This window comes from Streptomyces abyssomicinicus (genome assembly GCF_008974245.1).
GTDB lineage: Bacteria > Actinomycetota > Actinomycetes > Streptomycetales > Streptomycetaceae > Streptomyces > Streptomyces abyssomicinicus.
The window spans coordinates 18,783-31,381 of sequence record NZ_BBZI01000011.1 but is presented as its reverse complement, the minus strand read 5'-3'; the positions used below and the strand labels follow the sequence as shown (position 1 = coordinate 31,381).

Sequence of the window (12,599 nt, the reverse complement as noted above, 5' to 3'; positions counted from 1 at the left end):
CTACTCAATTAGTGAAAGGGTGTTGTCGAGTGGTCGAGTACCGCATCGACCGGCGCAGCGGCGTCGCCACCTATCTGCAGATCGTCCAGCAGACCAAGCACGCCCTGAGACTGGGCCTGCTGGAACCAGGTGACCGGCTGCCCACGGCCCGCGAGGTCGTGGCCGCCACCGCCATCAATCCGAACACCGTCCTCAAGGCCTACCGCGAGCTGGAACGCGAGGGCCTGGTGGAGGCCCGGCGCGGCCTCGGCACGTTCGTCCGGCGCTCCCTCGGCCCCGCCACCGCCGACTCGGCCCCGCTGCGGGACGACCTCGCCGCGTGGACGAAGCGGGCCAAGGAGTCCGGCCTGGAACGCGACGACGTGTCCGCGCTGTTCACCTCCGTCCTGGACGACCTCTATCCCTTTGGGGGGGACCACCGATGACCGACATCGCCATCGAGGCGGAGACCCTGGGCAGGCGCTACAGCCGCCTGCTCCCCCGCCGCCGCGTCAACTGGGCCTTGCGGGACTGCTCGTTCAGCCTTCCCGCGGGCCGCGTCTGCGCGGTCGTCGGCCCCAACGGCGCCGGCAAGTCCACGCTGCTCTCCCTGGCGGCGGGCCTGGCCCGCCCCACCGAGGGCACGATCCGGGTCCTCGGCCAGGGCCCCGGCGACGTGCGCGAGCGCCTCGCCCACGTCGCCCAGAACAAGCCGCTGCACGGCCAGCTCACGGTGATCGACACGCTGCGGCTGGGCCACGCGCTCAACCCGGCGCGCTGGGACCAGGCGACGGCCGAACGCATCGTCGCCCAGGGCGACCTGGATCCGACCGCCACCGTCCGCAGCCTCTCCGGCGGCCAGCGCACCCGGGTCGCCCTGGCCCTGGCGCTCGGCAAGCGGCCCGAACTCCTGCTGCTGGACGAGCCGATGGCCGACCTCGACCCGCTCGCCCGCCACCAGCTGATGGGCGAGCTGATGGCCGAGGCCGCCGAACACGGCACCACGGTGGTCATGTCCTCGCACGTCATCGCGGAACTGGAGGGCTCCTGCGACCACCTCCTGCTGATCCGCCGCGGCCGGGTCCGCCTCCAGGGCGAGCTGGAGGACGTCCTGGCCTCCCACACCCTGGTCACCGGCCCCGCCGACGCCTCACTGGACGGCCACACCGTGATCGAGTCCCGCACCACGGGCCGTCAGATCACCGCGCTGGTGCGCCCCGCGGGGCCGCTGCCCGAGGCCCACGAGGCGTCCACCCCGACGCTGGAGGAACTGGTCCTCTCCTACCTCCGGGAGCCCGCCGCATGACCACGACGACGACCTCGCCCGCCCCGCCGCACGCCGAGGACACGGCGGCCCGGGCAACGGCTCCGGGCGGGCTGACCTGGACCGTCTTCCGGCTCCACCGCTGGGCGCTGTGGATGTGGATCGCCTACGTCGCCGTGGGCTCGGGCCTGCTGCTGTGGGCGTGGGGGCCGGCGGCGAACGGTCTGGAGTCCGTGGCCGCGGGCTGCGACCTCGGAGGGCCGGCGCAGCCCTACTGCGCGAACGGCGTGTACGAGGCCCTGTCCACCTACCAGGAGTTCATGCGCCTGGGCTTCTTCGCCATCCTCCTCGCCCCGCTGCTGGTGGGCGCCTGGGCGGCCGCCTCGCTGACGGCCCGGGAACTGGAGACCGGCACCGCCGAACTGGCCTGGACCCAGTCCGTCACCCCCGCCCGCTGGCTCACCGCCAAGCTGGCCCTCCCGGCCGTGGTCGCCACCGCGGGCACCGCGCTGCTGCTCGGCCTGTACCGGCTCGCCCACCTGGAGGGCGCCCCCCTCTTCACCGAGATCCGGCAGTGGACGCCGTCGTGGTGGAACGAGGACCTCTTCACCGCCATGGGCGTCGTCGTGCTGCCCCGGGTCCTGTGCGCGGTGGCCGTCGGCGTCCTGCTCGGCCTGCTGCTGAAGCGGACGCTGGCGTCACTGGGCACCGGGCTGGTGCTGGTGGGCGGTGGCATCTTCGCCTTCGTGCTCGGCCGCCGGTTCCTGTGGCCTACCGAGATCCGCTACGGCAGGGACACCCCCGCCGGCTCCCCCTACACGAGCACCGACCCGGGCGAGTGGCAGATGTCCACCGGGGCGGTGACGGAGTCCGGCGAGCTGGCCGGGCAGTCCGGCGAACTGGCCGGGTACGGGTGCATGGAAGCGGGCTACGGGGACGGCGGCGGGGCCTTCGACTCCGACGCGTACTACGCCTGCCTCGAGGACCGGGGCTTCACCGACGTCTGGATCTCCTACCACCCCGAGAGCCACCGCTGGCCGCTCCAGCTGATGGAGTCCGGCATCTGGCTCGTCGTCGCCGCCCTCGCGGTGTTCGTCTCCTACCGCGTCATCCGCCACCGGACGGCCCCCCGGGAGCGTGCCGCATGACCGCCGCCACCCTGACACCGCGCACCCCCGCCCCCGCCTCCGCACCGGCGAAGGCCCCCGGCGGGCTGATCCGCACCATGCTCCGCCTCCACCGCTGGGCCCTGTGGCTGTGGGTCGCCTACGTCGCCCTCTTCACCGGACTGCTGCTCTGGGCCTGGACGACGATGGGCGACGACACCCAGGCCCTGCTCGCCTCCTGCGAACCCGGGAACGCGCCCTACCTCCGCTGCCCCAAGGAGCTCGAGGACGTCTGGTCGGTCTACGACACCCTGCTGCGCCTCGGGCTCTACGCCATCGTCGCCGCCCCGTTCCTGGCCGGCGCCTGGGCGTCGGCCTCGCTGACCGCCAGGGAACTGGAGACCGGCACCGCCGAACTGGCCTGGACCCAGTCGGTGTCGCCCGCCCGCTGGCTCACCGCCAAGCTGGCGGTGCCCGCCGTGGCCGTCGGCGCGGGCATCGCCCTGCTGCTCGCGGTGTACCGGCCCGTCGCCGCGGCGGGCGTCGACGTCCGCGACGTCGTCTGGTACGGAGGGGCCCCGCAGTGGTGGAGCGAGGACTTCTTCACCGCGATGGGCGTCGTCGCAGTGCCCCGCGCGCTGTGCGCGGTGGCCGTCGGCGCCCTGCTCGGGTTCCTGCTCCGACGGTCGCTGGCGTCGCTCGGCACCGGGCTGCTGCTGATGACCGCGGGCACCGTCACGTTCGCGCTCGGCCGTCACCGGCTCTGGCCGTCCGAGACCCGCCTCGGCTACGCCGCGGACGAGCCGTCGCCCAGGTGGGACGCCTTTGCCGGCGAGTGGCCGCTGGACAGCGGCGCGGTGACCGGGTCCGGCGAGCACGTCGCCTACGACTACGACTGCCTGGACGCCGTCCTCGGCGACGACGGCCGGGCCGGTGACGCCGGTGACTTCTACGCCTGCCTCAAGGCCGACGGCTACAGCGACGTCTGGGCGAGCTACCACCCCAAGAGCCATTACTGGCCGCTCCAGCTCGTGGAGTCCGGCATCTGGCTCGCCGTCGCCGCCCTCGCGGTATTCCTGTCATACCGCGTCCTTCGCCGCCGTACGGCCTGACGCCTGGCAGCCAACTGCCCGTAACCCGGCATTAAGGCTCGCTTGGGACCCTTCCCACGTGGTGAAACCTCCCTCTTCCGATGCCGGGCCGCCGCCCCCCGAGGACATCCCCTCGGGGGGCGACGGCGCGCCCTCCGGGCCCGCGACGTCGCGCACAGGCGGCGTGAGCAGGCGGAACGCTCACCTCCGGGTGCTTCCACGCGCCCGATCCGACATGCCATACGAGGACGCCACGCGGAACAATGGGTACATGAGCGAGCCCAGTGCCCAGGACCCCCGTTCCAAGGATCTCCGTTCCCAGGATCTCCGTTCCCAGGACCTCAGCGCCCATGACCCCGCCGCCCACGGCTCCACGGCGGCCACGGTCGGTCTGATACCGGTCGGGCACGAGCAGGAACCTCCGCGCCCGCACCTGCCCGAGGAGCAGGTCGAGACCGGGCCGGACTTCGACGGCTACCAGGAGGTCCGCCAGGGCGACGGCCCCCTCCCCGAGGGCCGCTTCCTGGACCGGGAGCGCAGCTGGCTCGCGTTCAACGAGCGTGTCCTCGAACTCGCCGAGGACCCGAACACGCCGTTGCTGGAGCGCGCCAACTTCCTCGCGATCTTCGCCAGCAACCTGGACGAGTTCTTCATGGTCCGCGTCGCCGGCCTGAAGCGCCGCATCGCGACCGGCGTCGCCCAGCGTTCCGCCTCCGGGCTGCAGCCCCGTGAGGTGCTGGAGATGATCTGGGCCCGCTCCCGCGAGCTGATGGCCCGGCACGCCGCCTGCTTCCACGAGGACGTCGCCCCCGCCCTCGCCGAGGAGGGCATCCACGTCGTGCGCTGGGGGGAGCTGACCGAGAAGGAGCAGGCGCGGCTCTTCACGCTGTTCCGCTCCAAGATCTTCCCGGTGCTCACCCCGCTCGCCGTGGACCCCGCGCACCCCTTCCCCTACATCTCCGGCCTCTCGCTCAACCTGGCCGTCGTCGTCCGCAACCCGGTCTCCGGCCACCGGCACTTCGCCCGGGTCAAGGTGCCGCCGTCCCTCTCCCGCTACCTGGAGGCCTCCCCGGAGCGCTACGTCCCCATCGAGGACGTCATCGCCGCGCACCTGGAGGAGTTGTTCCCAGGCATGGAGGTGCTCCAGCACCACGCCTTCCGGCTGACCCGCAACGAGGACCTGGAGGTCGAGGAGGACGACGCCGAGAACCTCCTCAAGGCCCTCGAGAAGGAGCTGATGCGGCGCCGCTTCGGCCCGCCGGTGCGCCTGGAGGTCGAGGAGTCCATCGACCGGCACGTCCTGGACCTGCTGGTCCGCGAGCTGAAGATCACCGAGGCCGAGGTCTACCCGCTGCCCGGGCCGCTGGACCTCACCGGCCTGTTCGGCATCGCCGGCCTGGACCGCCCCGACCTCAAGTACCGCAAGTACATCGCCGGCACCCACCGCGACCTGGCCGAGGTGGAGTCCGCCTCCGCGCCCGACATCTTCGCCGCGCTGCGCGAGCGGGACGTGCTGCTGCACCACCCCTACGACTCCTTCTCCACCTCCGTCCAGACCTTCCTGGAGCAGGCCGCCGCCGACCCCGACGTGCTGGCCATCAAGCAGACCCTCTACCGCACCTCCGGCGACTCGCCGATCGTCGACGCCCTCATAGACGCGGCCGAGGCCGGCAAGCAGGTCCTGGTGCTGGTGGAGATCAAGGCCCGCTTCGACGAGCAGGCCAACATCAAGTGGGCGCGCAAGCTGGAGGAGTCCGGCTGCCACGTCGTCTACGGCCTGGTCGGGCTGAAGACGCACTGCAAGCTGTCGCTGGTGGTCCGCCAGGAGGGCGACAACCTGCGCCGCTACTCGCACGTCGGCACCGGCAACTACCACCCCAAGACGGCCCGCCTCTACGAGGACCTCGGCCTGCTCACCGCCGACCCGCAGGTCGGCGCGGACCTCTCGGACCTCTTCAACCGGCTCTCCGGCTACTCCCGCCGGGAGACCTACCGCCGACTGCTGGTCGCGCCCAAGTCGCTGCGCGACGGGCTGGTCCAGCGGATCGGCAAGGAGATCCGCCACCACCGGGCCGGCCGGCCCGCCCACGTGCGGATCAAGGTCAACTCGATGGTGGACGAGGCGGTCATCGACGCCTGCTACCGCGCCTCCCAGGCCGGGGTGCCGGTGGACGTCTGGGTCCGCGGCATCTGCGCGGTGCGGCCCGGCGTCCCGGGGCTGTCGGAGAACATCCGGGTCCGGTCGGTGCTCGGCCGGTTCCTCGAACACTCGCGGATCTTCTCGTTCGCCAACGGCGGCGAGCCCGAGGTGTGGTTCGGCAGCGCCGACATGATGCACCGCAACCTCGACCGCCGCATCGAGGCACTGGTCCGGGTCACCGACCCGACCCACCGGGCCACCCTCAACCGGTTCCTGGAGACCGGCATGTCCGACTCCACCTCGTCCTGGCACCTCGGCCCGGACGGCGAGTGGACCCGGCACTCCACGGACCCGGACGGGCGCCCGCTGCCGCATGTCCAGGAGATGCTCATCGACGCCCGGAGGCGCCGGCGTGGCCCAGCAACACCCTGACGTCCAGCACCCCGCCGGCGCCGCCCCGGCGCTCACGGCCTACCTGCGCGCGCAGGCCACCGACTTCCTGCGCGCGCAGACCGGGTCCGCGGGCGGCGGTCCCGCGCAGGGCGGGGACTCCGCGCCCGCCCTGCGCAGGGCCGCGCGCCGGATCGGGGCGACGCTGCACACCTTCCACGCGGCGTTCGATCCCGCCTGGTCGGCCGGGTTACGGCGTGAGCTGGCCTGGTTCTCCGGCGCCCTGGCCCAGGAACGGCTGCACGCGGCCACCCTGCGACGCCTCCAGGCCGCGCTCCAGGAACCGCCGGGCGACCTCGGCGCGGCCAGGGCCGCAGCGCTGCTGGAGCGGCGCCTCACCCTGGCCCGCGGCCGGGCCCACTCGGCGGTGCTGGAGGCACTGGGCTCGGCACGGTTCCACGCCCTGGCCGACGCGGTCGCCCTGCTGGGCGGCGAGGTCCCGCTGCGGGGCGACGCCGCCGCCTGCGCCGTTCTGCGGGAGCAGGCCGGCACGGCCGAGGTGCGGCTGGCCGACGCGGTGGCCGCACTGCCGGCCGGGCCCGGACCCGACGCCGACCCCGCCACCGACCCCGACCCCGGCCCGTACGGCGACGCGCTCCCGTACGGCGACGCCGGCCCCTGCCAGGGGCGCCCGGGGGACGGGGACGGGGATCCCGCCTGGCACCAGGTGCGGCTGCTCCTGCGGCTGCACCGGTACGCGGTGGAGGCACTCGGCGGACCGGTCCCGCCGCGCCTGGTCGCCGCGGCCCGGGCGCTCGACCGGCACCGGGACGCCGCCGAGGCCGCCTCGGTCGCCGCCGCGGCCGCCCGCACGCCGCGGATCGCCCCCGCGACGGCCTACGCCCTGGGCAACCTCCACGCCCACCAGCGCCACGAGGTCCTCGCCGCGCGCCATGCCTTCCACCGCACCTGGCAGTCCCTCCCCCGCCCCCGGAACACGGTGACCGTGCCATGACGACGACCGACTCCGACTCCAACTCCGACGAAACGATCCTGGCGGCCGGCTGCGTCCTGTACCGCCGCGCCCCCTCCGGCGACCTGGAGGTCTGTCTCGTCCACAGACCGAAGTACGACGACTGGTCCTTCCCCAAAGGGAAGCTGGATCCCGGCGAGACGCCGGAGCAGGCGGCGGTGCGCGAGGTCGCCGAGGAGACCGGTCACCACGTCCGGCTCGGGCCGCGCCTGCCCACCGTCCGTTACACGGTGGGCGACCGCCCCAAGCGGGTCGACTACTGGGCCGCCGAGACGGCCTCCCCCGACACCTTCACGCCCACCCACGAGGTCGACGCCCTCCACTGGCACCCCGCCCCCACCGCCCACCAGCACCTCACCCACCCCCACGACCACCCCCTCCTGACCACCTTCCTCTCCCTCCCCCTCTGACCCCGCCTCTGACCCCGCCCCCGTCTGCGGGCAATCGTGCCGCTCGAGCAGGGGGGAGGGTGGGCGCAGGCCTCACGTACGCACGCGACGGCTCGCTCCGCGGGAGGTAAGCCCTCCCGGGAGGGGGCGGGTAGGGGGATGAACAGTGCTGTCCGCCTGGCCCGGACTTGGGCACGCCGCAGTGAGGTCACGTGCGTACGGCACCGCCCGCTTGCGCGTGGTGGATGGGACCGCTCGCCGCGGAGGCCGGGGCCTGCGCCCGCCCTCCCCCATCGCCCCCGGGGCGGCCCAGCCGCCGGCAGAACGGCGGGCGGCGCGCAGAACGGCGGGCGAACGCGGCTGCGTGAACGGGACGGGCGTCCCCCGGGCCCGGCGCTTGGCTGCGCGCGGTCAGGGGTTCGGGGCCGGCCCAGCCCCCCGCGCACCGGGGCCGGGACACCCGCAAGGCGGACGGCAGGCAAGGCACCCGCACGCGCCGCGGCATCCGAGGCGGGCCGGCGGCGCCACACGCAAGGCGGCACGCACGGAGAACGGCACGGCACGGCGCGGCGCGCCGTGGCAAGGGCACAGGGCCACGGCGGCGGAACGGCACAGGCACCCCACCCCGCGGCGACCTCACCGCCCCGTCCCCCCGGATTCACCCGCCGTTCACCCTCCCCCGTCGACCCCGTCACCTCACCGGCCTAATTTCGACCTCGACGGCGGGGAAACCGACGCAAAGACACCCCCCGGCACCCGACACTTCGCACGCCGCCACCGGACACCAACCACCCGGGCGGCTCCCGGAAGGAATCCACGAAAAGTGACGCTTCAGCGCATGACCCGGCGCCGGACCCGGCGGGCCCTGACCCTCGGCGCCCTCGCCGTCTCCGGCGCCCTGGCCCTCACGGCGTGCGGCTCGGACGCGACGAGCGAGACCGGTGGCACCGGCGGCACCAACACCCCGAAGGCGGGCGCGATCGACTGCGGCGACGCCAAGGGCCAGCTCCTCGCGGACGGCTCCTCCGCGCAGAAGAACGCGATAGACGCGTGGGTGAAGCAGTTCTCCGCCGCCTGCCAGGGCGCCCTCCAGATCAACTACAAGGGCTCCGGCTCGGGCGCCGGCATCACCGCGTTCACCCAGGGCCAGGTCGCCTTCGCCGGCTCCGACTCCGCGCTCAAGCCGGAGGAGATCGAGGAGTCCAAGAAGATCTGCAAGGACGGCCAGGCGATCGACCTGCCCATGGTCGGCGGCCCGATCGCGGTCTCCTACAACCTCCCCGGCGTGGACGGTCTGGTCCTGGACGCCCCGACCCTGGCGAAGATCTTCGACTCGAAGATCACCACCTGGGACGACGCGGCGATCAAGAAGCTGAACCCGGACGCCGAGCTGCCGTCCACCAAGATCCAGGCCTTCCACCGCTCCGACGAGTCCGGCACCACGGACAACTTCACCAAGTACCTGATCGCCGCGGCCCCGGACGACTGGAAGTACGAGGGCGGCAAGTCCTGGCAGGCCAAGGGCGGCCAGGCGGCCTCCGGCTCCAGCGGCGTGGCCCAGCAGGTGAAGCAGACCGAGGGCGCCATCGGCTACATGGAGCTCTCCTACGCCAAGGACAGCACCACCGTCTCCATCGCCACCGGCGCCTCCGCCCCGGTCGCCGCGACCGTGGAGAACGCCTCCAACGCCATCGCCGACGCCAAGATCGTGGGCACCGGCAAGGACCTGGCCCTGGAGCTGAACTACGGCACCACCGCCGACAACGCCTACCCGATCGTCCTGGTCACCTACGAGATCGTCTGCGACAAGGGCAACAAGCCCGAGACGCTCCCGGCGACCAAGGCCTTCCTGAACTACATCGCGAGCGAGGACGGCCAGGGGCTGCTCGCCGACGCCGGCTACGCCCCGATCCCCGACGAGATCATCGGCAAGGTCCGCGAGACCATCGACGGCCTCGCCTGACCCCCGCGAGCCCGGCCCCCGGCCGGGCTCCGTCCGGTGCACCGCCGCCAGGAGCCGCGGGCCCGCCCAGCACCACCAGGGCGGGCCACGGCCCCGCAGACCGGAGATCCTGATGGACATATCGACACGAAAGCCCCAAGCGGGCGACGACGACACCGTTTCCGCGGGCGCGGCCACGACCCCCGCGCCCTCCGACCCGGGCCCGGACGGGAAGCCGGCCCCGACGTCCGGCGCGCCCCGCACCGCCCGCGGCACGACCCGCCGGGGCGACCGCGTCTTCCTCGGCCTCTCCCGCGGCTCGGGCATCCTGCTGCTGGCCGTGATGGCCGCGATCGCGGTGTTCCTGAGCTACCGCGCCGCCCTCGCCATCAGCAAGGACCAGGGCAACTTCCTCACCACCTTCGAGTGGGACCCCAACAGCACCGAGCCGGTGTTCGGCATCGCCGTGCTGGCCTTCGGCACCGTGGTGTCCTCGGTGATCGCCATGGTCATCGCGGTACCGGTCGCGGTGGCCATCGCGCTCTTCCTGACCCACTACGCGCCGCGCAGGCTCAGCGGCCCCATCGCCTACGTGGTGGACCTGCTCGCGGCCGTGCCGTCGATCGTCTACGGCCTGTGGGGCGCGCTGGTCCTGGTCCCGCACATGAACGGCCTCTTCAGCTGGCTGAACGAGTACCTGGGCTGGACCGGCCTCTTCTCCTGGCAGGGCGGCCCGGCGCGCTCCATGCTCACCGTCGGCATCCTGCTGGCGATCATGATCCTGCCGGTCATCACCAACGTGAGCCGCGAGGTCTTCCGCCAGGTGCCCAAGGCGCACGAGGAGGCCGCGCTCGCCCTCGGCGCGACGCGCTGGGAGGTCATCCGCATGTCGGTGCTCCCCTTCGGCCGCTCCGGCGTGATCTCCGCCTCGATGCTGGGCCTCGGCCGCGCGCTCGGCGAGACCATGGCCGTGGCGACCGTCCTGTCGCCCACCTTCGACATCCAGGCCAGCCTGCTCGACCCGGGCGGTGGCACCTTCGCCCAGAACATCGCCAGCAAGTTCGGCGAGGCGAACGAGCAGGGCCGTGACGCGCTGATCGCCTCCGGTCTCGTCCTGTTCGTCATCACCCTGCTGGTCAACGGCGCCGCACGCGTGATCATCGCCCGCCGCAAGGAGTACTCGGGGGCCAACGCATGAGCACCACGACCGTTCTCAAGCCCGTCTCCCTGCAAGGCGCCCGGCTCCCGAAGTGGGCCCCCTGGGGCGTCGCCGTCACCGCGGTCGCCGTCGCCGTGGCCGCCGGGCTCGCCTTCGGCCTGCACAGCCGCGTCCAGTGGGGGCTGATCGCGGCCGTCCTGTTCGTCCTCGGCACCTTCGCGCTCTCCGCCAAGGTCGAGGGCCGCCGGCAGGCCAAGGACCGCGTCGCCACCAGCCTGGTCTGGGTCGCCTTCCTGCTCGCCGTCGTCCCCCTGCTCTCCCTCGTCTGGGAGACCGCGGTGCGCGGCGTGAAGGTCCTCGACGGGTACTTCCTCACCCACTCCATGGGCGTCGTGGCCGACGCCGAGCCCGGCGGCGGCATCTACCACGCCATCCTCGGCACCGCGCAGCAGGTGGGCCTCGCCACCCTGATCGCCGCCCCGGTCGGGGTGCTCACCGCGATCTACCTGGTGGAGTACGGCCGGGGCGCGCTCGCCAGGGCCGTCACCTTCTTCGTCGACGTGATGACCGGCATCCCGTCCATCGTGGCCGGCCTGTTCATCCTGAGCCTGATGCTCATGCTCGACCTGCAGCCGTTCGGCTTCGCCGGCTCGCTGGCGCTGGCCATCCTGATGCTGCCGGTCGTCGTCCGCTCCACCGAGGAGATGCTCAAGCTCGTCCCCAACGAGCTGCGCGAGGCGTCCCTCGCCCTGGGTGTGCCCAGGTGGCGGACCATCCTGAAGGTCGTCCTGCCGACCGCGGTCGGCGGCATCACCACCGGCGTGATGCTCGCCATCGCCCGTATCGCGGGCGAGAGCGCCCCGGTGCTGCTGCTGGTCTTCGGCAACAACTTCATCAACGCCAATCCCTTCGAGGGAGCCCAGGCGTCGCTGCCGCTCTACATCTACCAGCAGTACATCAACAGCGCCGGCTCGACCGCGGCCTACGACCGCGCCTGGGCGGCGGCACTGACGCTGATCGCCTTCGTGATGATCCTCAACCTGGTGGCCCGCGGCATCGCCCGCTGGAAGACGCCCCGCTGAAAATTCTGGAAGTGACTGAAATGGCCAAGCGAATCGACGTCAGCGGCCTCTCCGCCTTCTACGGCGCCCACAAGGCCATCGAGGATATCTCGATGACCATCGAACCCCGCTCGGTGACCGCCTTCATCGGCCCCTCCGGCTGCGGCAAGTCCACGTTCCTGCGCACCCTGAACCGCATGCACGAGGTCGTCCCCGGCGGCCGCGTCGAGGGCAAGGTGATGCTGGACGACGAGGACCTGTACGGCCCCGGGATCGACCCCGTGTCGGTGCGCCGGGAGGTCGGCATGGTCTTCCAGCGGCCCAACCCGTTCCCCACCATGTCGATCTACGACAACGTGGCGGCCGGCCTGCGGCTGAACGGCAGCTACAAGAAGTCCGAGCTCGACGGCGTCGTCGAGCAGTCCCTGCGCGGCGCCAACCTCTGGAACGAGGTCAAGGACCGCCTGAACAAGCCCGGCTCCGGCCTCTCCGGCGGCCAGCAGCAGCGCCTGTGCATCGCGCGGGCGACCGCCGTGCAGCCCAAGGTCCTGCTGATGGACGAGCCCTGCTCGGCCCTCGACCCGATCTCCACGCTCGCCATCGAGGACCTGATCGGTGAGCTCAAGGAGCAGTACACGATCGTCATCGTCACCCACAACATGCAGCAGGCGGCCCGTGTCTCTGACCGCACCGCCTTCTTCAACCTGGAGGCGATCGGCCGGCCCGGCAAGCTGATCGAGATCGACGAGACCGAGCGGATCTTCTCCAACCCGTCGGTGCAGGACACCGAGGACTACATCTCGGGCCGCTTCGGCTGATCCGGCGGTCCCCCACGAGCTCCCCCGGAGCTCCTCGCAAGCTCCTCGCGGTGCTGCATGGCGGTGCCACCGCGAGGCCCCGGGGTCCGCGCCGCACCGGCGCGGACCCCTCCGGACCTTCTGGGCTCCGGACCTTCCGTCCCGGAGCTTCCGTCCCGGACCTTCCGTCCCGGACCTTCTGGGCCCACCGGACTAGCCCGTCCGTGCCATGCGCCGACCGCCGTCGC

11 protein-coding genes are annotated in these 12,599 nt (G+C 72.6%); all 11 read left to right on the top strand.

Annotated features, from left to right (window positions below; genetic code table 11):
• The first annotated feature begins 29 nt into the window (after positions 1-29).
• Positions 30-425, top strand: a complete 396-nt coding sequence (locus GBN72_RS25405) for a GntR family transcriptional regulator (RefSeq protein WP_151774256.1) — start codon at positions 30-32, stop codon at positions 423-425.
• Positions 422-1,285 carry an ABC transporter ATP-binding protein gene (locus tag GBN72_RS25400; RefSeq protein WP_151774255.1) on the top strand — a complete coding sequence of 288 codons (864 nt, stop codon included), beginning with the start codon at positions 422-424 and terminating at the stop codon, positions 1,283-1,285. Before GBN72_RS25405 ends, GBN72_RS25400 begins: the two co-directional genes overlap by 4 nt.
• On the top strand, positions 1,282-2,391 hold the full coding sequence (locus GBN72_RS25395; RefSeq protein ID WP_151774254.1) for an ABC-2 membrane transporter-related protein: 1,110 nt from the start codon (positions 1,282-1,284) through the stop codon (positions 2,389-2,391). Before GBN72_RS25400 ends, GBN72_RS25395 begins: the two co-directional genes overlap by 4 nt.
• Positions 2,388-3,461 carry an ABC-2 membrane transporter-related protein gene (locus GBN72_RS25390; RefSeq protein ID WP_151774253.1) on the top strand — a complete coding sequence of 358 codons (1,074 nt, stop codon included), beginning with the start codon at positions 2,388-2,390 and terminating at the stop codon, positions 3,459-3,461. The genes GBN72_RS25395 and GBN72_RS25390 overlap by 4 nt, the downstream gene beginning before the upstream one ends.
• Before the next feature lie 250 nt (positions 3,462-3,711).
• On the top strand, positions 3,712-6,012 hold the full coding sequence (locus GBN72_RS25385) for an RNA degradosome polyphosphate kinase (protein WP_246212897.1): 2,301 nt from the start codon (positions 3,712-3,714) through the stop codon (positions 6,010-6,012).
• Positions 5,993-6,985 carry a CHAD domain-containing protein gene (locus GBN72_RS25380; RefSeq protein WP_246212895.1) on the top strand — a complete coding sequence of 331 codons (993 nt, stop codon included), beginning with the start codon at positions 5,993-5,995 and terminating at the stop codon, positions 6,983-6,985. The genes GBN72_RS25385 and GBN72_RS25380 overlap by 20 nt, the downstream gene beginning before the upstream one ends.
• Positions 6,982-7,413 (top strand): NUDIX hydrolase, encoded by a 432-nt coding sequence (locus GBN72_RS25375; RefSeq protein ID WP_151774251.1) that lies wholly within the window; start codon positions 6,982-6,984, stop codon positions 7,411-7,413. Before GBN72_RS25380 ends, GBN72_RS25375 begins: the two co-directional genes overlap by 4 nt.
• Before the next feature lie 817 nt (positions 7,414-8,230).
• Positions 8,231-9,355, top strand: a complete 1,125-nt coding sequence (gene pstS / locus GBN72_RS25370; protein ID WP_151774554.1) for a phosphate ABC transporter substrate-binding protein PstS — start codon at positions 8,231-8,233, stop codon at positions 9,353-9,355.
• A 112-nt stretch (positions 9,356-9,467) separates the two neighbouring features.
• Positions 9,468-10,532 carry a phosphate ABC transporter permease subunit PstC gene (gene pstC, locus GBN72_RS25365; RefSeq protein ID WP_151774250.1) on the top strand — a complete coding sequence of 355 codons (1,065 nt, stop codon included), beginning with the start codon at positions 9,468-9,470 and terminating at the stop codon, positions 10,530-10,532.
• Positions 10,529-11,575 (top strand): phosphate ABC transporter permease PstA, encoded by a 1,047-nt coding sequence (gene pstA / locus GBN72_RS25360; protein WP_151774249.1) that lies wholly within the window; start codon positions 10,529-10,531, stop codon positions 11,573-11,575. Before pstC ends, pstA begins: the two co-directional genes overlap by 4 nt.
• Positions 11,576-11,595: 20 nt before the next feature.
• Entirely contained in the window at positions 11,596-12,372 is a 777-nt protein-coding gene (gene pstB / locus GBN72_RS25355) for a phosphate ABC transporter ATP-binding protein PstB (protein WP_151774248.1), read from the top strand.
• Positions 12,373-12,599: the final 227 nt, after the last annotated feature.